Annotated in this window: 16 protein-coding genes; 5 read left to right on the forward strand and 11 right to left on the reverse strand. The window is 33.2% G+C overall.

From position 1 onward, the window contains the following. Positions 1-3 precede the first annotated feature (3 nt). From SOM12_RS15425 to SOM12_RS15435, 3 genes are all read left to right on the forward strand, one after another. Complete coding sequence (locus SOM12_RS15425) at positions 4-1,515, forward strand: serine hydrolase (RefSeq protein ID WP_320494089.1); 1,512 nt, start codon at positions 4-6, stop codon at positions 1,513-1,515. A gap of 324 nt (positions 1,516-1,839) precedes the next feature. Next, positions 1,840-3,288 (forward strand): serine hydrolase, encoded by a 1,449-nt coding sequence (locus SOM12_RS15430; RefSeq protein ID WP_320494090.1) that lies wholly within the window; start codon positions 1,840-1,842, stop codon positions 3,286-3,288. A 159-nt stretch (positions 3,289-3,447) separates the two neighbouring features. Next, a complete protein-coding gene (locus SOM12_RS15435) occupies positions 3,448-3,891 on the forward strand; it encodes a hypothetical protein (RefSeq protein WP_320494091.1) in 444 nt (147 codons plus the stop codon). Positions 3,892-4,011: 120 nt separating this feature from the next. Here SOM12_RS15435 and SOM12_RS15440 read toward each other — a convergent pair whose 3' ends face one another. Next, on the reverse strand, positions 4,012-6,402 hold the full coding sequence (locus SOM12_RS15440) for a penicillin acylase family protein (protein WP_320494093.1): 2,391 nt from the start codon (positions 6,400-6,402) through the stop codon (positions 4,012-4,014). 116 nt (positions 6,403-6,518) lie between these two features. On the opposite strand from SOM12_RS15440, the gene SOM12_RS15445 reads away from it, so the two are divergent. Both SOM12_RS15445 and SOM12_RS15450 read left to right on the forward strand, forming a co-directional pair. After that, a complete protein-coding gene (locus SOM12_RS15445; protein ID WP_320494094.1) occupies positions 6,519-8,075 on the forward strand; it encodes a hypothetical protein in 1,557 nt (518 codons plus the stop codon). 199 nt (positions 8,076-8,274) lie between these two features. Beyond that, a complete protein-coding gene (locus SOM12_RS15450; protein ID WP_320494095.1) occupies positions 8,275-10,071 on the forward strand; it encodes a hypothetical protein in 1,797 nt (598 codons plus the stop codon). A gap of 56 nt (positions 10,072-10,127) precedes the next feature. On the opposite strand, the gene SOM12_RS15455 is transcribed toward SOM12_RS15450, so the two are convergent. The 10 genes from SOM12_RS15455 to SOM12_RS15500 form a co-directional block, all read right to left on the reverse strand. Further along, positions 10,128-10,559 carry a YMGG-like glycine zipper-containing protein gene (locus SOM12_RS15455; RefSeq protein ID WP_320494096.1) on the reverse strand — a complete coding sequence of 144 codons (432 nt, stop codon included), beginning with the start codon at positions 10,557-10,559 and terminating at the stop codon, positions 10,128-10,130. Between the two features lie 384 nt (positions 10,560-10,943). Next, positions 10,944-12,218, reverse strand: coding sequence for a kynureninase (gene kynU, locus SOM12_RS15460; protein ID WP_320494097.1), 1,275 nt, complete (start codon positions 12,216-12,218; stop codon positions 10,944-10,946). A 419-nt stretch (positions 12,219-12,637) separates the two neighbouring features. Continuing rightward, positions 12,638-13,687, reverse strand: coding sequence for a tRNA preQ1(34) S-adenosylmethionine ribosyltransferase-isomerase QueA (gene queA, locus SOM12_RS15465; protein WP_095928237.1), 1,050 nt, complete (start codon positions 13,685-13,687; stop codon positions 12,638-12,640). 407 nt (positions 13,688-14,094) lie between these two features. After that, positions 14,095-15,324: a 3-phosphoshikimate 1-carboxyvinyltransferase gene (locus SOM12_RS15470; protein ID WP_095928238.1), complete on the reverse strand. Its 1,230-nt coding sequence runs from the start codon at positions 15,322-15,324 to the stop codon at positions 14,095-14,097. Positions 15,325-15,458: 134 nt separating this feature from the next. Next, positions 15,459-15,785 (reverse strand): nucleotide pyrophosphohydrolase, encoded by a 327-nt coding sequence (locus tag SOM12_RS15475; protein ID WP_095928239.1) that lies wholly within the window; start codon positions 15,783-15,785, stop codon positions 15,459-15,461. Between the two features lie 3 nt (positions 15,786-15,788). Next, positions 15,789-17,744: a DUF3857 domain-containing protein gene (locus tag SOM12_RS15480; RefSeq protein ID WP_320494100.1), complete on the reverse strand. Its 1,956-nt coding sequence runs from the start codon at positions 17,742-17,744 to the stop codon at positions 15,789-15,791. A 35-nt stretch (positions 17,745-17,779) separates the two neighbouring features. Continuing rightward, positions 17,780-19,789: a DUF3857 domain-containing protein gene (locus SOM12_RS15485; protein ID WP_320494101.1), complete on the reverse strand. Its 2,010-nt coding sequence runs from the start codon at positions 19,787-19,789 to the stop codon at positions 17,780-17,782. Between the two features lie 32 nt (positions 19,790-19,821). Continuing rightward, entirely contained in the window at positions 19,822-21,729 is a 1,908-nt protein-coding gene (locus SOM12_RS15490) for a DUF3857 domain-containing protein (protein ID WP_320494102.1), read from the reverse strand. A 65-nt stretch (positions 21,730-21,794) separates the two neighbouring features. Beyond that, entirely contained in the window at positions 21,795-22,247 is a 453-nt protein-coding gene (gene dtd / locus SOM12_RS15495; RefSeq protein ID WP_320494103.1) for a D-aminoacyl-tRNA deacylase, read from the reverse strand. Between the two features lie 34 nt (positions 22,248-22,281). Continuing rightward, the gene (locus SOM12_RS15500) at positions 22,282-22,644 is read right to left on the reverse strand and encodes a four helix bundle protein (RefSeq protein ID WP_320494105.1); all 363 of its coding nucleotides are present in this window, start codon (positions 22,642-22,644) and stop codon (positions 22,282-22,284) included. Positions 22,645-22,650 lie beyond the last annotated feature (6 nt).

The raw sequence follows: 22,650 nt of genomic DNA on the forward strand, positions 1-22,650 counted from the left end.
AAAATGAAAATTATCAATCCCTTTTTGTTTCAATTAAAAAGTATTTTAGTTGGAATTTTATTCTTTCAAATACAAATTGGTTTTTCTCAAGAAGAAAAAACCTCTGCTTTGTATAAAACTATTATGTCAAAAGACAGTCTTTTATTTGATATTGGTTTTAATACTTGCGATGTAAAACAATTCGAAAATTTATATACTGAAGATTTCGAGTTTTATCATGACAAAGACAGCGTTTCGGATAAAGCGAGATTTCTAAAGACTTTTAAAAGTGGTATTTGTTCTCCAACTAGAAAATACAATTACCGCAGAGAATTAATTTCTGGAACTACCGAAATTTATCCGTTGTTTAAAAATGGCATTTTATACGGTGCGATTCAAATGGGAACGCATCGCTTTTATGAAACTTCTGCTGGTAATCCTGAACAAGCAGGAAGCTTTGCTAAATTCACTCATCTTTGGCTCTTAAAAAATAAAGAGTGGAAATTGGCAAGATCGCTAAGCTACAATCATCAAATGACTAGTTCTACGGCGGGCTTAACTGGTCTTTTTGACAATGATCAGGTAACGGAAAAATGGCTAAAAGAAAATAATGTTCCTGCTTTAGGAATTGGAATTATTTCGGATGGAAAACTGAAGCAAATAAAAACTTTTGGTAATCTGAAACGTGATGTTCCCGCACCTTATAACACGATTTGGAATGTTGCTTCGCTAACCAAACCAGTAACTGCAATTGTTGCTTTGAAATTGGTTTCGCAAGGAAAATGGAATTTAGACGAACCGCTTAATAAATATTGGATTGATCCAGATATTGCTAAAGATCCGAATCATAAATTATTGACGACAAGAATTGTTTTAAGCCATCAAACTGGTTTTCCGAATTGGAGGGATTTTAATGAATCTAAAAAATTAGATTTCAAATTTAAACCGGGAACGCAATACCAATATTCTGGAGAAGGTTTTGAATATCTGCGAAAAGCATTAGAGAAAAAATTTCACAAAACATTAGATCAATTGGCTTCAGAATTAGTTTTTGATCCTTTAAAGATGAACGATTCTCAATTTATATGGAATGATAAAATTGATCTTTCGAGATATGCCGTTAATTATGACAAAGACGGTAATGCTTACGACCCGACTAAAAATAAAACCGCAAGCGCTGCAGACGATCTTTTGACTACAGTTGAAGATTATGGCAGATTTTTATCTAGCATAATGAATAGCGAAGGCTTAAGCAAAAAGGTTTTTGACGATATGATTTCGCATCAAGTCCAGACGAAAAAAAACAAATATTTTGGTTTGGGTTTTGAAATCTATGATTTAGGAAACGAAAATTATGCGCTTTCTCACGGCGGAGCTGATAAAGGTGTTCAGACTATTTTTATTCTTCTTCCGAAAACGAAACAAGGTTTAATCATTTTTACCAATGTTGATGATGGCTACAAAGTTTATGAAAATATAGTCGTTCATTATCTAGGAGAAAATGGCCGAAAAATAGTCGATATCGAAACCAAATAATTGCTATCGCCATCAGATATTAATTTTAATCTGAGTAACATGTTCAAATTATTTATCCTTTTATTAGTATACATAAGTAAAATTTTAACTGCTTAAGAGCACTAAAAATATCTGTTAGTTATGAGCATAGGCCTACTTTTTAAGTAAATGGTCTGTGCTCTACTTTTTTATATTCCGAAAAAAAATAAAAATTTTGGATTAATCTTGAAACCAAATCACAAAACAATCGTCTAACCTTTTAGGACATCTGTTTATTTCATTCAAGAAGTTTCAATCATCAATCAAAAACAAATTTCATTAATCTAAAACCATAATCAATCCCTTATGAAAAAATCAATCAAACTTATTGTGCTTTTTGTCGCTTTTCAGCTTTCGTCATTTAGCACATTTGCTCAAGATAAAGCACAGCAAATCGAACAGCTTTTAAGGAAATACACCGAATACGGACAATTTAACGGTTCGGCTTTGGTGGCGGAAAACGGAAAAGTAATTTTCAAAAAAGGTTTTGGTTCTGCCAACATGGAATGGAATATTCAGAATCAACCTGATACCAAATTCAGATTGGGTTCTATTAGTAAACAATTTACTGCTCTTTTGATTGTAAAACTGGCAGAAGACGGAAAAATAAAACTAGATGTGCCTATTACCACTTATCTTCCACATTATCCAAAAGAAAACGGTGATAAAATCACCATTCATCATTTATTGACTCATACTTCAGGAATTCCAAATTATACCAGCGCGCCTAACTTCTTTAAAGATAAAGCAAGAAATCCTTATGCTCCAGAAGCTTTTGTAAAGACATTTTCTAGTCTGCCTCTTGAATTTACTCCAGGCGAAAAATTCAATTACAGCAATTCGGGTTATTTTTTATTGGGGTACATTATCGAAAAAATTACAGGCAAAACATATGAGCAGAATTTACAAGAAACTATTTTCACGCCTTTAAAAATGGTTAATTCTGGTTACGATCATAGTGACATAGTTCTAAAAAACAGAGCTTCTGGTTATGAAAAAGAAGGAAAGAAAATTGTAAACGCCGCTTATATTGATATGAGTATTCCGTACGCTGCAGGATCTTTATATTCTACTGTAGAAGATTTGTATTTGTGGGATCAGGCGCTTTATACCAATAAATTGCTTTCTGAAAAATCAATGGAATCTTTATTCAAACCTTACATTAAAGCATGGAATGGCTTTTATGGCTACGGATGGTCAACTTACGAAGTTCCAAACGGAAATGATAAATTAACTGTTATTGAACACGGTGGCGGTATCAACGGATTTAACACTATTATTTCTCGTATTCCGAAAGACAAAAATCTTGTGGTTTTATTGAATAATACTGGAGGAACTGTTTTGGGAGAAATGAATACTGCAATACGTTCAATATTATACAATCAGCCTTTTAACCAGCCAAAGAAATCTCTGGCTCTTGATCTATTGGATGTTTATAACGAAAAAGGTGCAGTAGCAGGAACAGAAACTTACAAAAAACTGAAAAACGATCCAACTTATGCCATTAAAGAAGGTGATATGAACAGAGTTGGATATCAATTGCTTCAAACTGGAAAAAAGAAAGAAGCCATCGAAGTTTTCAAAATCAACGTTGATACTTTTCCAAAATCTGGAAATGTTTATGATAGTTTAGGTGAAGCTTATTTGGCTGATGGAGATAAAAAACTGGCAATTGCTAACTACAAGAAATCGGTGGAATTGGATCCTACAAATGAAGGTGGAAAAAAAGTTTTAGAAGAACTTTCTAAAAAATAAAGACAGCGTATTCTAGATTAAATTCTTATAATGGCTCCGATAAAACAGCTCTAGCAGATGTTTTATCGGAGTTTTTTGTTACAACTTGGGACATTCAAAATTGGGAAATTATTTTTTAAAAATAGTATTTTAGCCTCACCCAAAATAATTGAATAACCTATGAAAAATCTAAACCAACACCATTTTCTGGTTGCGTTCCTGTGTCTTTTTATTTCTTCTAAATCTTTATCTCAAAGTAATCAGCCATTGATGCCAAGTCAGCAGAACAAAATCATAATCGATAAAATTGTTGAAGCAACTCGGTATAAAAACTATGTTATTGATTTTTGCCTTTCAAAAATAAATGAAGCAACAGCAAAAGAAGGTTGGAATGACCAAAAGGCAATGGAAATTACCCAAAGCATTAATTACAAAAATTTTAGAGATGCGATTTACAACAGTTTTGTTGTATTTGACGAAGTTGAACTAGAAACTTTATTAAAAGCCTATGAAAAAGACCCAACTTATCAAACCCAAAATGTTATGACCAACAATAAAGTTTTAATTAATAATCTAAACATTTTTGCAAATGATATTGTACTTGGGAAGTATATTTCTAAGTAAGGTGCTAAGGTGCTGAGATGATGAGATGCTGAGATTTTTAACCTTTGTCAAAATTTAAAATTTGACAAAGGTTGTAACCTGAAACTTCAAAAATGAAACTTGAAACCTGAAACAAAAAAACTACTTCTTAGGTTTCAAAATCAGTTTCGTCGATGTTTTTATGATTTCGTCTTTGTTCAATTTCATTTTTCTGAACTTTCCTGCGTTGTACATTTCAGCTTGATCGTCGTAATGTTTGCTGAAAGGATTTCCAGATTGTCCTGTTGGCAAAATACTCCAGCTGTTTTCTACATCGGCAAAATCGACAATTCTTCTGGTTGAAGGTCCGCCTTTCGTGTAATACTTTCCTTCATCATTAAATCCGAAGAATAAATTATTGATTACTTCATTTGAACCTGGAGAATTAAAAGGCCCCACATTAAACAATCCGCGAAGCGCTTTGACTTTTCCTAGCGGATGCTCGTGTTCTACCGTATGTACTTTTCCCCAATTCCATTCTGAAACATTTTCTCCTAACTGATTCTGCAAGGCAGCAACAGCATCATGAAAAGATTTTGAAACAATGTCTGTTCTGGTTTCTTTTACATTTTTTGTTTTGATATTATCCCACCAAACCGAATTTTCATTTTTTATCTGATTGGCAATAACTTGTTTTCCTAAAGAAATTCCTAGAAACAAATTGAAGTTGTCTTTACCCATTTCGTCTTCAAACGTATTTTTCAAATACAAATAAATCCATTTGTTGTAAATCGTTGGCGCAACATCTTCAACATTTGTTGTTCCTTTCCAAGATTTTAAAACTTTTAAAACTTCTTTTTCATTATTAGAAAGTGGCTTATTATCTAAACTTGCTATTAAATTATTCGAAACTTCAACTGCAACATCCGAAGTATTATCATAAATCATTTTACTGATAGCTTCTTTATCCCAATCTGATTTTGCATCTAAAATCCCCGAAATTCTTTTGGCGCGATCTTCTGGCAAATAATATCCAGGATATAAATAACCATTATCTATAGCTTCTGGCTGATTATTGGCTGAATAAACATATCCCCATTCTGGATTTTCAGCCGACGGGTTTTGCTCGAAATCTAGAAATTTAGTGATATCATCTTTACCGCTTGAGCCGTCCAAAATTAAATGCGTGTTAACGCCTTCATTATGTCGGTACAATCTCCCGCTCGCCCACCAAGCCACATTTCCTTTTGCATCGCCATACATTACATTTAATCCCGGTGCGGCAATTAAACTCACTGCCTTTTTAAAATCGTCAGTATTTTTGGCATGCGAAAGTCCATAAGCCGCGTCTAAAATCTGAATTGGCTCTCTGGTATAAGTCCAAGACATTGCAATTGGATTTTTCTTTTCTAAACGATCTATAAAATCATTCATAACTGGACCATGACGTGTAATCTTAACTGTCAAGACAACATCTGAAGAATCTTTTACTTTTATTGTTTTTTTTCTGATTTCGTATTTACTGAAACCTGTTGGGGTCTGATAATGAGAAGCATCGTCTGCTTTATTTTTTTCTTGATAAAAATCGATATCATCATTTTCAAACATCGTTAAACCATAAGCATAATCTCTATTGTGTGCCAAAAGCGGAAATGGAGTTCCAGCCAAATAACACCCGTATAATTCCTGTTGTGGCGTTACAATATGTGCTTCGTACCAAGTTGCGGGTTGCGAAAACCCGATATGCGGATCATTAGCAAAAATAACCTTTCCTGTTTTCGATTTATGCGGCCCAACAACCCAGCTGTTGCTTCCAACAAATGGAGGAATCGGAGACTGATCCAGCATTGCAGTTATAGATTTTGAAATCTCGCTATATTCTTCTGTTTTCTCTTTTGAAATTTTGATTTTCGTATTATTAAATTCTCCTTCAATACCTAAGTCTTTCAAATAAGCAGCACCATATTTATTTTTAATATCTGTCAATAAAGGATCTGTTTTCTGAGCCATAGCAAAACTGAAAGACATGTAGCCAAAAATATTATAAACGTCATTTATAGTAAATTTTTGTTTTTTTACACCAACCAAAGTAAATTCTATTGGCGTCACTCCTTCCTCCAGATATTGATTAATTCCGTCCAGATAAGCTTGAGTCAGTTTATAACTTTCGCTGTTTTTATCCAATTTGGCAATGGCTTTCGCCGAAGCTTCTTCGATTCCAATCCCAGCAAAAAAGGTATCATTTTTAAGCGCAACACCTCCAAAGATTTCAGACAAACGTCCAGGCGCAATTCGGCGTAACAATTCCATCTGCCATAATCTTTCCTGCGCGTGTACATAACCAAGTGCAGTCATAGCATCTTTTTCAGAATCTGCATAAATATGAGGTACTCCAAAATCATCAAAATAAACTGTGGTTTCTTTTTCCAGATTACTCAATTGTACAGAACCTTCATATTTTGGTTTTAGATGAAAAATATAAGCGCACAAACCAATCGCAAGAATTACAATAACCACCAATAATGTCAGCAGGATTTTTTTAATTATTCTCATATTCTAAAAAAGTAAAAAAAGATGAAATTCGTAATAATGTAACTTTTCTTCAAAATCTTATAAGAGACAACAGTCTTTAAAAGTCTAAATTTATGTATTTAAAATTAATCCTATAAATGTCTGTATATAAAAAAATAGCGATTGTTGTAATTTCTCTTCTTGCACTTGTAATTCTTGCCAACATCGGGCTGAATTACTGGATTAAAAAACAGCTTCCAATCATTATTCACGAAAAAAATAAAACCGCATATAATATTAACTATGAAAAAATTGAAGTCTCTCTTTTTTCTAGAAATATTCATGCACAGACTTTATTGGTAAGTCCGAAAAATGAACCTAAAGACAGTAAAAATGGGCTTTTCGCCAAAATTGAGTCTATTACGATTAAACATTTTAATATTTGGGATTTAGCATTTCGCGATATTATTCAAGCCGAAAGCATCATCATCAATAAACCTCGAGTGATTTTGTACAAAAAAGGCGAAAAGCTCATAAACAACAGCAAAAGTATTAGAACCGAAATTGTAGATCCTTTTCGTAAAATTATAGCCGTTTCCAATATTTACCTGAACGATGGAACGGTCGATGTGGTTTCTCTGGATACGGACAAGCCGATTTTCAGCATTAAAAAAATTCTTTTAAAACTGGAAGGTATATTAATTACTGATGCTACACTAAAAGAAAAAATTCCGCTTCAATATAAAAGCTATGCCTTGGTCTGTGACAGTTTGTTTTACAGACCAAATATTTTCTACCACATCAACATCGGAAAAATAAGTACCGAAAAGAATTTTTTAAAGATTAATAATTTCTCTAATCTTCCTCAGTTTAGCCGAAGAGAATTTACAAAACGTCTTGAAAAAGAAAAGGATATTTACAATTTAAAATTTGACTCAGCACAAGTTGAAAAAATGGATTGGGGCTTTAAAAACGACCGCTTTTATTTTAAAGCCAATTCGCTGGTGATTAATCATTTTGATGCTAATATTTACCGCGGAAAAATGGTAAAAGACGATCCAAGCAAAAAATATCTTTACAATCATTTATTGCGAAATCTAAAATTCCCTCTTCAAATTGACACTTTGCAAGTTCTTAAATCGAAATTGGTTTATGAAGAAGAACTTGATTTTGCTAAAGGGCCAGGAATGCTAACTTTTGACAAATTCAATTTACAAGCAACGAATCTGCGAAGCGGTTTTGGTCTGAAAAAAACGGATGATGTAAAAATTAAAGTCAAATGTATTTTCATGAAGAATTCTCCGCTTGATGTCGATTGGCGTTTTAATGTTCTGGACAAAAGTGACGGATTTCATATTCAAGGCATGATTTCAAATTTTGATGTTGGAGCTATGACAAAATTCACTAAACCCTACATCAACAGTACTTTTACCGGAACTTTCAATAAATACCGTTTTAATTTCTACGGAAACGACAACGGATCGAAAGGAAATGCTTCATTGGATTATGAAGATCTGAAAGTAAAATTATACCAAAAGAAAAGCCCAGAAAAAGAAGCCAAACTCAAAACGGCAGTTGCTAATTTATTAGTTAAAAACGATTCGAAAGAAAAACCCAAAACCGCCGAAGTCGAAGTTGAACGGCTTCAAGATCGATCGTTCTACAATCTTTTGTGGAGAAGTATTGCAGAATCATTGAAGAAGATTTTGATTTAGAATATTATTTTTCAGCCACAAATTGCACGAATTGGCACTAATTTTTTATTCGCAGTGTAAAAAAAGAAAAATTCGAGAAAATTTATGCAATTCGTGACAATCTTTTTACACTATCCGCAATCCCATTCAAACCTGACAATTATCAGGTTTTAGGAAAATTTATTTTTCTTCATTTGTTCCTATTTTAATCCGAATACAAATGACAAAAAATAACCTGCATACTTTTCATATTCCAGTAATGGGATTGGCTTATACCATAGACAGCCCTATTCGAGTAGCGCAGTACGGAATTTCATCTGTTGTTGCTTTAGCAGACGATGATCTGATTGAGAAGATGCGTAATTTTTACAGCACAAAATTCAATATTCCTTACGAAGAAATCACTCAAAAATTTCACGACTACCGCGCTGAAAGAATTACCTCTTATTTAAATTTAATCGATAAAATTGTAAAAGAGAAATTCGAAAATTTCAAAACAGAATTGGCAGAAAGCAAAACAGCTTTAGAAAACTTTATGTCAATGCTGCCAAATACTTCTGACATTAAAAAAGGATTTCAGAATTTATTGGATGACGGAATTGCTTTTAAAGAGAACATCCAAAATTATATCGAAACCAATCTTTTTCCAGGAGAAATCGATGTTAACATTATGACCAAATTGGACAAAGATAATTTTGTTAAAAATGAACAGCTTCCAATTGAGTTTAATGATGCACATGCTGCTTTAAGAGGTTTTGCCAAAAGTAATCTAGAATCTTCTGTAGTGCTTTCTGCTGGAATGAATCCGAGATTGTTTGGTTACTTCGAAAACTTCAAAGATTTTTTTCCAAATGAAAATAACGAACTGAAAAAGAAAATTATCTTAAAAGTAAGTGATTTTAGATCGGCTATGATTCAAGGAAATTTCTTGGCCAAAAAAGGGCTTTGGGTTTCAGAATATCGAATAGAATCGGGATTAAACTGCGGCGGACATGCCTTTGCTACCGACGGACTCTTATTGGGCACGATTTTAGAAGAATTCAAGCAGAAAAAAGAACAATTGGTACAATCGGCCCACGATTTAATGATTAAGGCTTTACAGGCAAAAAATCAGCCTATTCCTGAAAATCCGTTAGAATTAAAAATTACGGTTCAAGGCGGCGTTGGAACTGCAGCAGAACATGAGTTTTTATTAGACGAATATAACGTTGATTCTGTAGGCTGGGGTTCGCCATTTTTATTAGTTCCAGAAGCGACATCTGTCGATAAAGAAACTCGTAATTTATTAATGAATGCCAAAGAAGATGATTTTTATTTAAGCAATATTTCTCCTTTGGGAGTTCCTTTTAATACTTTGAAAGGAACTACAAATGAATTTTTAAAGCAAAAGCGAATTCATGAAAACAAAGCAGGAAGTTCTTGTCCGAAGAAATTTTTAGCTTTAAGCAAAGAATACGACCCACACGGAATTTGCACAGCTTCAAAAAAATATCAGGATATTAAGCTGGAAGAATTAGAAGCAAAAAAGAATTCGATTTCTTCAGATGAATTTGAGAAAAGCAAAATCAAAATCACCGAAAAATCCTGTCTTTGTGTTGGTTTGGCCAATGCTTCTTATCTAGAAAATGACATTAAAATAAAAGGTCAGGCACAAGGCGTAGTAATTTGCCCTGGGCCAAACTTAGCTTATTTTGATCAGGAAGTTTCTTTAAAAGAAATGATCCAGCATATTTATCAAGGCAAATCGGTTATTAGAACTGAGCGCCCAAACTTGTTTATAAAAGAGCTTAAAATGTATATTACCTATTTTAGAAATGAAATTCAATCTATTTCTGGAGAACTTACAGCGGCTCAGCTTAAAAAATTGAATTCTTTTAAATCTAATCTGTTAGATGGAATTGAGTATTATAAAAATTTATTTGAATCGACGTCAGTCTTTAAGGGTCATCTTGATCAACTCGATTCTTGTAAATCAGAATTAGTTGGTATTAAAATTCCCGTTTCAGAGTTGGTTTAAAATTGAAAACCCCAAATTATTATCTAATTTGGGGTTTGTTTTTATTTATAGAATAACTATTCTTTCTTTTTGTTTTTACTGTCAATAACAGCTCCTGTTCCAGTTCCTACCGCAGCTCCAGCTAAACCTCCAATAATCGCACCTTCTCCTTTTTTCTTACTGACAATTGCGCCAGTTGCAGCACCTACTCCAGCACCAATTACAGCACCTTTAGCGGTTGCACTCCAACCTTTCTTTTTAGCTGGTGCAGCTGTTGTTGTAGCGGCGGCTTGCTGATGCACTACTACAACTTTCTCTTTTTGAGCTTCGATCTTTTCCTCGTTTAATTTCGCCATTTCAGTCTTCATCGAATCGATAACACGCTGTTTGTTAATCTCAACTTTCATTGAATCAATGCTGGCTTGTTTAGCTTTATTTATATCTTCTTTGCTTTGATTTTGGCAAGAAGTTAAAAATATCACGGTCAATAAAATATATAAGCCTTTCATGATTGTAATTTTTTAAAATTATACATTACAAATTAAGGAATATCTGCTATAATGTTTATTACAGAATTCTTATGAAAGTTTATAAGATTTGAAGATTGATGTTTGTTTCTCGCTGTGTTTTATTTTTCAAGCTGAATGATTTATGCTCGCAAAGTCGCGAAGGCGCAAAGTTTTTATTTTTAAGTTTAATAGCATTCAGCTAAAACTTGGATGAAAAAGTCATCAAAAGAAAAGGCTTTAGCTAAACTGAACTCGTTTGGCTAAAGCCCTCTTAACTTCATCTTTAATACCTCCAGCTAAAGCTGGAGGCTATTGAGAAAAAAATCTTTTTAATCTGTGGCTTAAAAAAACTTTGCGCCTTCGCGCCTTTGCGAGATTAATTTTTTACTTCCCTAAAATTCCTTTTTTCAGAATTTGCCCGAAATCATACATATCTTCATAAGAGCAATATAACGGAACTGGTGCTAGACGAATAACGTTTGGTTCGCGCCAATCTGTAATGACACCATTTTTCATTAAATAATCAAACAAGGCTCTTCCTTCTCCGTGAAGGAAAACAGATAATTGTGAAGCTCTTTCTTCTGGGTTAGAAGGTGTAATAATTTCGAAGGTGCTTTCTACTTCTTTATCAATTTCATGAAGAATAAATTCCAAGTAAGAAGTAATATGATCGCGTTTTGCAATTAAAGTATCCATTCCAACCTCAGCAAACATTTCTACTGAAGCCAAATATGGTGCTAAAGATAAAACCGGAAGATTACTAATCTGCCATCCATCTGCACCGTGAACCGGATCAAAATTAGGTTCCATTTTAAAACGGCGCTCTTTGTTGTGTCCCCACCATCCTGCAAATCTTGGCAAGTCTGAATTATGATGTTTTTCGTGAACAAAACAACCCGAAGCATTTCCTGGGCCTGAATTCATATATTTATAACTGCACCAAGCAGCAAAATCTACATTCCAATCATGAAGTTCTAATTTGATATTTCCTGCCGCGTGTGCTAAATCCCATCCTACTTTGGCTCCAGCTTTTTGTCCGGCGGCAGTGATGGTTTTAATATCAAAAACTTGTCCGGTATAATAATTAACTCCACCAATTAAAACTAAAGCCAGTTCGTCTCCAACTTCTTCAATTTTTGCTAAGACATCTTCTAGACGAATATTGTGTTCTCCTTCACGACGTTTGATTTCTACAATTGCATCTTCAGTTTTATAACCATGAAAATTGACCTGACTTTGAAACATATATTGATCTGACGGGAAAGCTTTTTCTTCGCATATAATTTTATAACGCTTCCCTTTTGGCTGGTAAAAAGAAACCATCAGTAAGTGAAGATTTACAGTCAAAGTATTCATCACCGTAACTTCAGATGGAAGCGCACCCACAATTTTACTCAAAGGTTCTGCAAATCTTTCTTGATAATCCCACCAAGGTTTTTCGGCATAAAAATGACCTTCAACTGCCAAATTTGCCCAATCATCCATTATTTCATCAACATAAGCTTTGGTGCGTTTTGGCTGTAAGCCTAGTGAATTTCCTGTAAAATAAATTACTCGTTTGTCGTTTACTTTTGGAAAAATAAATTGTTCCTGATAGTGGTTTAATGTGTCTTTCGAATCTAGCTCTCGTGCAAATTCGCGTGTATTTTGAAAAGTCATTGTGTTTTTGTTTTGTCTGCTAAAATAACAAAATTTGTTTGTTTTGTTTCAGGTTTAAGATTTCAAGTTAATAGGTAGTGTGTCTTTTAACCGCAAAGTTCGCAAAGGTTTTCTTTACTCAGTTTGTGTTTGCCGAATGTAAAAGAACGCAAAGCTTTGCGAACTTTGCGATTTTAAACGCAAAGGTCACAAGGTTTTTTTACTCAGTTTGTGTTTGCCACGTGCAAAAGAACGCAAAGCTTTGCGAACTTTGCGTTTGTAAACGTTAGCTTAGATAAAAATCCTTGCGAACTTTGCGGTTAAAAGACACAAAGTATATTAACTTGAAGCTTGAAACCTGAAACTTGAAACCATTAAAAAACAGAAAACCCGACAGCTTCTAAAAAACTGTCGGGTCTCCTTTATAATATAAATTCTAATTAAAGAATTAACATCGCGTCTCCGTAAGAATAGAATTTGTATCCTTCTTTGATCGCTTCATCGTATGCTTTTTTCATTAAATCGTGTCCACAGAAAGCAGAAATCATCATTAATAATGTTGATTTTGGTGTGTGAAAGTTTGTAATCATACAGTTTGCAATACTAAAATCGTGAGGAGGGAAAATAAATTTATTTGTCCATCCTTCGTAAGGATTCAAAGTATTAGCAGAAGAAACAGAACTTTCAATTGCACGCATAGAAGTTGTTCCGACTGCGCAAATACGTTTTTTCTTTGCTTTTCCTTCGTTTACAATATCACACGCTTTTTGAGTGATGATCAATTCCTCAGAATCCATTTTGTGTTTAGATAAATCTTCTACCTCAACTGGGTTAAAAGTACCTAAACCAACGTGTAAAGTTACCTCAGCAAAATTTACTCCTTTAATTTCTAATTTCTTCAAAAGGTGTTTTGAGAAGTGTAAACCAGCAGTTGGTGCCGCTACAGCTCCTTCTTCTTTTGCATAGATTGTTTGGTATCTTTCAGCATCTTCAGCAGTAACTTCTCTGTTGATGTATTTAGGAATTGGAGTTTCTCCAAGTTCTGTCAATTTGTTTCTGAATTCTTCGTAAGACCCATCGTATAAGAAACGTAATGTTCTACCACGAGAAGTTGTATTATCGATTACTTCAGCAACTAACGAATCGTCATCACCAAAATAAAGTTTATTTCCGATACGGATTTTTCTAGCGGGATCAACCAAAACATCCCAAAGGCGTTGCTCAGAATTTAATTCTCTTAATAAGAAAACTTCAATTCTAGCTCCAGTTTTTTCTTTGTTTCCGTACAAACGTGCAGGGAAAACTTTTGTATTATTAAGAATTAAAACGTCTCCGTCATCAAAATAGTTGATCACGTCTTTAAACATTTTATGTTCGATAGTGTTTTTTTTACGGTCAATTACCATTAAACGAGATTCATCTCTATTTTCTGCTGGGAATTCAGCCAAAAGTTCTTTCGGTAAATTGAAATTGAAGTGTGATAATTTCATATTTGAATTGTTGATTTTAGAGTGTAGCTTTTAGATTTGTTTATCTAAAATTTTAAATCGGTTGCAAATATACGATTGTGAGATAGGCGTTGTCAAGTCTTTTGACGTTTATTTTCAAAAGTCCTTGATTTTGTGAGGTTTCGAGATGGCTAAAAAATGCTTTTTTTCTACAAAAAACATTTTCAACCTATTATTGTCATTTTGACGAAGCAGAAATCTCCGCAAGTAACTCCATTCCAATAAGCTAATCTTTGTAGAGCTTCTTGCGGAGATTTCTCCTTCGTCGAAATGACAAACTTTGTGAGTACAATCAAATTCACGCATAAAAAAACCTCTCGTTAAAACCAGAGGCTATGTTTTATTGAATTTTAATTGAACTTACTATTACTTATATGGTTCAAAAAAATTTACAATTCTGTTATTTGAAAGTTTAAAGCTTTTAAATCGTTCCAGAAATCTGGGTAAGATTTAGAAACTACTTCGGCATCATCAATAATAATTGGAACTTTTATTGCTAATGGTGCAAATGCCATTGCCATGCGGTGATCGTTGTATGTTGCAATATGCACATCATGATTAATATCGCCAGAACGCAATAAAGTCAAGCTATCATTAGTAACAGAAATATTAGCTCCTAATTTTGTAAGCTCAATTCTTAAAGCTTCTAGTCGGTCTGTTTCCTTAATTTTTAAAGTATGAAGTCCTGTTAGATGACATCCAATTCCTAAACCTAAACAAGTAACTACGATAGTTTGAGCGATATCTGGCGTATTGTTCAATTCAAAATTTACATCTTCGTAATTGAATCCAGAAACTTTTTCCAAAGTCATTTTGTTGTTTTGGAAAGTAGTCTTCACCCCCATCTTCTCATAAAGAGAAACCAATTCAGAATCTCCTTGAAGACTGTTTTCTTTATAACTGCTTAAAGTAATTTTAGCCGCATCAGACAAAGCTACAAGGCTAAAGAAATAAGAAGCCGAACTCCAGTCTGACTCTACCACCATTTCTTTAGTTTCAACTGATTCTTTAGGGAATACCTTAATCACATTTCCTTCAAAACTCGTTTTAATATCTAAATCAGCTAGCAAAGCTAAAGTCATTTTGATATACGGAATCGAAGTAATTTCTCCTTCTAAAGTCAGTTCTAGACCATTATCTAATTTTGAAGCGACTAATAAAAGTGCCGAAATATATTGGCTGCTTACATTGGCTGCCAAAGTTACTTTTGAATCTGTAACTTTTTTTCCTTTAATTCGAATTGGCGGATAACCTACTTCTTTCTCATATGAAATCTCAACACCCAATTGTGCCAAAGCTTCCACTAAAATTTTAATCGGACGCTCCTGCATTCTGCTAGAACCTGTCAAAACCACTTCTCTACCTTCGTTAACCGAAAAATAAGCAGTAAGAAAACGCATTGCTGTTCCTGCGTGATGAATATCTACAATTTCATCATTTCCTGCCAATGCTTTCTGCATTACTTCGCTGTCGTCTGAGTTGGAAGTATTGGCTAAAGTAATATTTGGAAATAATGCTTTTAATAACAATAAGCGGTTCGTTTCACTTTTAGAACCGGTGATATTTAGTTGCGAATCATCAATAGTGAATATTGAATTCGTGCTTAATTTTAAATTCATTTTTTTAATTGTAAGTTGTGCATTATGAATTAGGAATGATTAGAAACATAATTCAGCCCCGCAATTTACCACTCCCCATTCATAATTCAAAATTCAAAACTCATAATTCAGAACTTATGAATGATATTTCACAATTATTTCAATTTATCATTGTTTTTGTGACGATCTTTATCTCTAACCGATTTTAGATCCATTTTTTTATCGAAAGATGCTTGTAAATCGATTCCTGTTTGATTGGCTAAACACAGTACAACAAAAACAACATCGGCCAATTCTTCTCCTAAATCTTTGTTTTTATCACTTTCTTTTTCAGATTGTTCTCCATAACGGCGCGCAATGATTCTAGCAACCTCGCCAACTTCTTCTGTCAGCTGTGCCATATTGGTCAATTCGTTAAAGTAGCGAACACCATGTTCTTTTATCCAAGTATCAACAGCTAATTGTGCATTTTTCAAATCCATCTTCTATATCTTTTTAAGAATTATTTTTTCATTTTGGCTTACGATCATCTTCTGAAAAAACTCTTTTATCATTCCGTAATACTCGGCTACAAAAATACTACTGTTGATTTCTTTTTGGCTCACAATTTGAATTTTGTTTTCAGAAACCGAAAAATTTAAAATAAAAGACATCAGCTTGTCCTCTGAAGATATTCTAAATGGTTTAGGAAGTGATTCTACAGTATATCCCTGCGGAATTTCAATATTCAAATTAAACTTTTCTATGTTTTTATATCCAAAATAAACAGGCATTTGCCTTTTTTCTTGATTGAACGGATTTTTACTTTGGGTAAAAAACAATAAAGGGTTTACAAAAATCTTCCCATCAATAATATCCGAACGGTTGCTTGAAGCAAAAGAAAAAGTTTCTATGACCGACTGATCTAAGTTTGATTTCTGATTTTCGATTGCATAATTTGAAATCTCTAAACCTCCCAATCTATTCTCTAATTTTTCAAGATAAGCGTCTTCCGTTTTAGTATTATTTTCTTCTCTAAAACTGTATGCATCATAATCTGTTCGTTGAACTCGAGCCTGACCATTCATTTTTCCGTCAGGATTTATTTTGACTATAAGACTGTAAATTTCTTTAGACTGTTGTGTTGGATCTAATTGAATTTCTTCAGAACTGCCATCTTTTTTGATTAATCTTCCGTTCCAATTTAAAACATTTAATGGTAAAATGTTTGGCGCCGTAAGTTTATGACTTGCATCCAAAAGAGTTTTTTTACCATCAATTTCGGCCGCAACTATTACATAATTGAATCCCGTTCTTGTTGGATACACTGGAAGTCCATTTTGTATAGTACTTACCAAAACAGGATTGGCTTCTATACCAGCCGCACGAAGCATATTTATCAGAATAAAATTGATTTCTGCGACATTACCAGTTTGATCTTTATAAGCTTTTTCGACTCCTTTTTCTGTATAACAGCTATTAATCTCATTCCAATTCATTCGATTTTTAACATACGTAAAAATCAGATTTAATCTTTCCGTTTTATCTTCTACATTAGACAATAATTTATTCAGATCATCTGTAAATAAACTGCCTTGATTTAATTGTTTTCCAAAGCTGTCATCTTTAAAAATAGTTTTTGCCACACCTTCCCAAGTTAAACTGTAATCTTTTACAGGCTGATCAGGAAGACGCACTCTTTCTAATTCTTGCTGAATGCTTCCGCGATAATTTTCAAGATTATTAATGTAAGGTTCCTCTTTTAATGCCGGAACATCTTTTCCTTTATAAAAAGTTTCAATCTGTTTATAATTAAATGAGCTTGTCTGACTGTAAGCATTATCAAAACTCTGACTAGCGCCTGTAAATTTAGATTCTGTTTCTAACGGAATTCCTCCAATTAAAATGGGTTTGTAAATATAAAATTCTGGAATCTGTGTTTTGTAATAAAAATAGTCAACAGGAATACTGAACTGAACATCAAAATCGGGAAACTTCACCAGATTTTCAGATCTTAAAACATATTTATATTCAATAATAGAACCTACTTTTACATTGGGCAAAGTAATCGTCTTTTCTTTCCAATATTGATTGATTTTGTTTTTAAACTCGCCCTGATTATTTAATTTAGTTTTTACGATGTTGCCATTTTCTAAATTATAGGTCACTGCATCTGAAAATTCCAAACGATCTTCATTTAACTTATCATAACCGATATAAAAACGCACTTTCTGGTCGGCCCAGCTTAAACCTTCTTTTTTATAAATTTTGATTTTCACTTCGCAGACATGGTTGGCATAAAATCCAACATCTTTATTATAGCCAAAATAAGTTCTTCCTTTTTTAAACAAGATAGCAGCGGGTGCGCTACTATCTTTAGGATGAACTTTTTCATTTAACTCTGCAATAGTTACTTTTCCCAAGTCATAATTTTGAGCTTGAATAGTTATTGTACTTCCCAAAAGGGTGATACAAATTAGAAGGAATCTCAGCATAATTAAATACGTTTCAAAACGATTTTTTCCGTTTCTTTTTCTACCATTGTTTTATAATACTCTTTCAGCATCTCATATTTTTCAGCAGATACGATAGCTTCATTTATTTGATGCAAAATAGACAACTGAAGTTTATTATCATTTGCAGCTATATTAAATTTAAAAACACCCAAATTATCTTCCATTGTTACAGCAGCTGGGGCTGGCAATGTTTCAACCACAAAGCCTTCTGGTATTTCAATATTAATACTGTACTTATCTGTGAATGGAAAACTAAAATCTACTGGATATTCTCTACTTTCCTGCTTAAACGGATTATTATTTGTCGCAAAAAACAACATTGGATTCAAATAAATTTTACCTCCAATAACTTCGCACAAGTCGTTTCCTGTAAAAGAATAGCTTTCTATAATAGGAAGAAGAATATCCTTTTCGTTTGTTTTTGAATAATCGCTGATTTCGATTTTTTTATTCTTGTTTTCTAGCTTTTCTAAATATTCTTCTTCTTTTAAACCTTCAATATTGCCACGCGTAATCATGGCGTTATAATCCATGTATTGTCTTCTTGTTTTTCCGGTAACTTTTCCAGCGCTATCGATACTGTAATTCATAAAAACATTATCAACAGAAGTTTTCTCTGGCATTAAATTAATTTCTTCTGATGAACCATCTTTTCTAATTAATCTTCCTGACCAATTTAAAACTCTAAGTGGCAAAACATTCGGAACCGTAAATTTTTCTGACGCATCTAGTAAAACATATCCGTTTGGAGTTTCTACCGCAGCAATTACGTAATTGAATGCCGTTCTGTTAGGAAACAACGCTATTCCGTTTGAACGTGTACTTACCAAAACTGGATTTGCTGTTAATCCTGAATAACGAAGCATCGCTGTAAGCATTAAATTTATATCGGCAATATTTCCCGTTTTTTCTTTGTACGCTTTTTTAACTCCATTATCACAGCCATAACCGTAATATTTATTCCATTTTACGTTTGATTTTACGTGATTTAAAATAACTAAGATTTTCTCTTCAGGCGTATTGATTCCTGAAAGTATTTTTTTCAAATCATCTTCAAAATAACCTGTTTTATTAAGCTCAGGACCAAAATCATCATAATCATAAATTGTTCTTACAACCGAAGCCCAATCTGCAGAATATTCTTTAAGCACCTGATTTGGAAATTTCGTCATTGATAATTCGTGAGCAACAGACGATGTATAATTATCAATATTGTTAACATAAGCCTCATCTTTCATTGCTGGAAAATCTACCGCTTTGTACGTAACTTGATCTTCCATATAACTTAAATAATCAGTAGAAAAATTAGTCGATGTCACACGTCCACCCGATCTTTCCTTGTTATTAAAAGTGATACTTTTGGCAACCCTTGCTGTTGTTGCCTTAGGAAAAAAATAACCTTTTTGTCTTGGACTGAAAGTGTAATATTCGGGAATGAATGTTGAAAATTCAGAATAGTTCACTGGAATACTCGTTTGAAAATCCCAATCTCTTATTATTTCCTGTGGACATTTAATACTATATTTAAATTCAATAACAGAACCTTCTTTTACATTAGGCATTGTTATTTTTTTTAAGCTTTTATATTTATTTAGTACTTCCTCAAAAACGCCATCACTTTTAAGCTTCGTTTTTTCAATTTTACCGCCAACTATGTTGTAAGTTACAGCATCCGAAAAAGACACTTTCTCTCTTAGACCAGAATAATTATAGAACCAAACATCCTGGTTTGCCCAATCTAGGCCTTCTTTTTTGTAAATTTTAATTCTGGTTTCTACATCTGTCACTGTGACAAAACCATCATTAACATCATACTCAATTCTTGCTGTTCCTTTTTTATACAAAATAGCGGCTGTCGCTGCCGAATCTTTCGGGTGCGTCTTTTGTTCTAATTCTGCAATGGATACTTTTCCTAATTTAAATTCCTGCGACATCGCTTTTGAAGCGATCAATAAAAGCACAGTGAGACTAAATAATTTAATAATTTTCATTGGTAATTTTTGGTTTACTTTGGTTACACTTGTTAGTTTTTGGTTAATATTATTTTAGCGTTATCGTTTCTCGAGACTTGTTCCATAAATAGGCGATACTCGTCATATTCTTTGTTCGAATATTTTCCTTTATTTAAAAACATCGATCTTTTGTAAGTCAGTTTATTACTGTCTTTTTTAATGATTTCGGTTTTGTATTCGCCAAATTTGCCTTTTAGCTCATAATTGGAAGGCAGGAATTCGATACTGAAACCTTCTGGAAGATTGATTTCAATTTCATCGGTATCTAAAAAACCACGTTGTATTTGAAAAGGATTTTTTCGGTTTCTAATCCGTTTTACGTTTCCTGTATATTGATTGAAAGCATCGACTACAAAAATCATTTTGTTACCCGTAATAGCTCCATAATTTACAGCACTTATCTGAACATCTTCAGTAAAACGAATATTTTCTTTATCATTTGTAAAAGTAATTTTACCTAGTTTCAAGTTGTTGATATTATCCCAATACTCTTTATAATGTTCCTCTTTTTCATTTGGCTGCATGGTTTCTACTCGAGATTTAGAAGCATACACACTTCCTTGAGAGGCTATTTTTAAAGTGCCAGAAAAATTTCCAGTTGGATCAATTGTGTAAACTCCTTTCCCTACTTGCGTGTTTCCTTTATCATCGTAGATTTTAGTTCGTACAATTTGCCCTCCTTCAGGTTTTACAACCAAAACATCGCGATCGTCAGTAAAAATTCCTTGATATCCAAACGGATCGTCCTGACTTGTACATTCTAACCAGATATAATTATCTTTATTAGGAATGGCTAAAATCATATGATTCCCTTGCATCGAAACAAAATCAGATTGAATATTTTCTTTGTAACGATCACCATATAAAATAGTATTATAAGATGGAACATCTACAACCTCTAAAAGCGCTTTTGTATAGTTTGACAACGCTTTGCAATCTCCATATCCTAAACGGTCAACATCGTTGGCTAGCATAGGTTTCCAACCGCCAATGCCAATTGCAATGTTTACATATCGCGATTTTTTTTGTACATAATCGTAAATGATTTTAGCTTTCTTGATAGGATCTTTTTCATCTCCAACCAATGCTTTAATTTTTGCTTTGGTATCTTCTGTCAAAACAGTCGTACCGGTTAAGATTTTATCTTCATACCATTTCCCAAATGCTTCCCAAGTAGTAGCATTTCCGTCCACTCCTTCTAAGTGAAAGTTTTCTAATCCCATCATGACTTTAGGAAAAAGATCTGAAGGAGAAGGGCTAAGATCTTCTTGTTTTTGAGCCGTGATATTTGTTGCTGTATAACTTAGATTTGTATCTGTATCGGCTGTTTTGGTTATGTTGAAGTTATCAAATTGGAACTCTTTTTTCTTAAAGCCCAATCCTTTCGGGAAAGTTACATTCAAAACGCATTTTTCTACGCTCAAATAATAACCTCCAATAAAATACCATTTTGGTATAAATGCAGTATTTGAAGTTTCAACTTCGCTGGTATAAGCAATTGTAAAAGGATAGGAAATGGGTGTATAATTTAAATAAAGCACTCGATTGTCAGAAAAAAGAGTACTTCCGCCTACAGCGCTCTGATCTTTAAAATCTTTTCTTTTGATTTTTTTTATCTCATTCCCCAATGCATCATAAACTACAGCTTCGATATTTTTTATTGAAGTTGTTTTATCATAATGACAGTATGCGTCAATATCATTTAGACCCTTTTCATTTAAAACAGAAACCACTCTTTGGGTCTTAATATTCATACTTCTTTGCGAAGCAATAACAATATCCATTTGGTCTAAACGAAGAACAGCATTGGCATTATGTTTTAAACTATCTGGAATAGAAAGAATAGGATAATTGCTCTTTTGGGCGAATGAATTAAGGGTTGTTAAGAATAAAAATAACGCAAAAAAAAGGTTTTTCATTAGTAGGGATTTTCGTCAAATATATATTATTTTCAGAAATCCTTAACAAATGTTTAATAATATTTTTACTCTCTGTTTTTGCTATCCATTACAATGGTAACGGGCCCGTCATTGAGAAGACTGACTTTCATATCGGCACCAAAAATTCCTGTTTGCACTTTCTTGCCCAACTCTTTTTCTATTGCTTGAACAAAATTCTCGTACGTCGGAATTGCAAAATCTGGTTTTGAGGCTTTTATATAAGAAGGACGGTTTCCTTTCTTAGTGGATGCATGAAGTGTAAACTGACTTACAACAATAATATCGCCGTCAATATCCTGCACCGAACAATTCATAACATCATTTTCGTCTCCAAAAATTCTCATTTTAATTATTTTCCCAGCCAACCAATCAATATCTTCTTGTGTATCGGTATCTTCAATTCCGACTAAAACCAATAAACCTTTTTGAATGTTGGCAACAATTTTAGAATCAACTGCTACTGATGCTTGGGAAACTCTTTGGATAACTACTCTCATAGAAAATTGTGAATTGTGAATGGTAAATTGTGAATTATGTAGTGCTTAGTTTTTGCTTGGAGGTTATAATAATTGAAGCTAAAATTTTATTTATTTCCACAATATCAGACTTTACAGATTGAAATTGAATCTCATTTAAGTAATTGGATTGAAAAAGCAATTCAAGCCAATAATCTGTTTCATTTGCTTCTTTTTGTGCAATTGCAAGTTTATGAATAAAGTCTTTTTTACTTTCTGCTTGCTCAGATTCTCTAATTAATGCACCTATCGCCGTACCACTGCGAAGTAATTGTTTACTCAAAACATACTCCTTTTTATCATCTTTTAAAAATTGAAAAAGTTTAATAATTCTAAGTGCAAAATTAAAAGACTTTGTTTTAATTATGTTATCAGCCATAATTCA

This window comes from Flavobacterium sp. CFBP9031 (assembly GCF_034044945.1).
Lineage (GTDB): Bacteria > Bacteroidota > Bacteroidia > Flavobacteriales > Flavobacteriaceae > Flavobacterium.

Excerpts from the sequence above, each read along its gene's own strand:
- SOM12_RS15435 (WP_320494091.1), top strand. The coding sequence starts at position 3,448 with ATGAAAAATCTAAACCAACACCATTTTCTGGTTGCGTTCCTGTGTCTT.
- SOM12_RS15445 (WP_320494094.1), top strand. The coding sequence starts at position 6,519 with ATGTCTGTATATAAAAAAATAGCGATTGTTGTAATTTCTCTTCTTGCA.
- SOM12_RS15450 (WP_320494095.1), top strand. The coding sequence starts at position 8,275 with ATGACAAAAAATAACCTGCATACTTTTCATATTCCAGTAATGGGATTG.
- SOM12_RS15500 (WP_320494105.1), bottom strand. The coding sequence starts at position 22,644 with ATGGCTGATAACATAATTAAAACAAAGTCTTTTAATTTTGCACTTAGA.
- kynU (WP_320494097.1), bottom strand. The coding sequence starts at position 12,218 with ATGACTTTTCAAAATACACGCGAATTTGCACGAGAGCTAGATTCGAAA.
- SOM12_RS15440 (WP_320494093.1), bottom strand. The coding sequence starts at position 6,402 with ATGAGAATAATTAAAAAAATCCTGCTGACATTATTGGTGGTTATTGTA.
- SOM12_RS15455 (WP_320494096.1), bottom strand. The coding sequence starts at position 10,559 with ATGAAAGGCTTATATATTTTATTGACCGTGATATTTTTAACTTCTTGC.
- SOM12_RS15475 (WP_095928239.1), bottom strand. The coding sequence starts at position 15,785 with ATGGATTTGAAAAATGCACAATTAGCTGTTGATACTTGGATAAAAGAA.
- SOM12_RS15430 (WP_320494090.1), top strand. The coding sequence starts at position 1,840 with ATGAAAAAATCAATCAAACTTATTGTGCTTTTTGTCGCTTTTCAGCTT.
- SOM12_RS15425 (WP_320494089.1), top strand. The coding sequence starts at position 4 with ATGAAAATTATCAATCCCTTTTTGTTTCAATTAAAAAGTATTTTAGTT.
- queA (WP_095928237.1), bottom strand. The coding sequence starts at position 13,687 with ATGAAATTATCACACTTCAATTTCAATTTACCGAAAGAACTTTTGGCT.
- SOM12_RS15470 (WP_095928238.1), bottom strand. The coding sequence starts at position 15,324 with ATGAATTTAAAATTAAGCACGAATTCAATATTCACTATTGATGATTCG.
- SOM12_RS15490 (WP_320494102.1), bottom strand. The coding sequence starts at position 21,729 with ATGAAAAACCTTTTTTTTGCGTTATTTTTATTCTTAACAACCCTTAAT.
- SOM12_RS15485 (WP_320494101.1), bottom strand. The coding sequence starts at position 19,789 with ATGAAAATTATTAAATTATTTAGTCTCACTGTGCTTTTATTGATCGCT.
- dtd (WP_320494103.1), bottom strand. The coding sequence starts at position 22,247 with ATGAGAGTAGTTATCCAAAGAGTTTCCCAAGCATCAGTAGCAGTTGAT.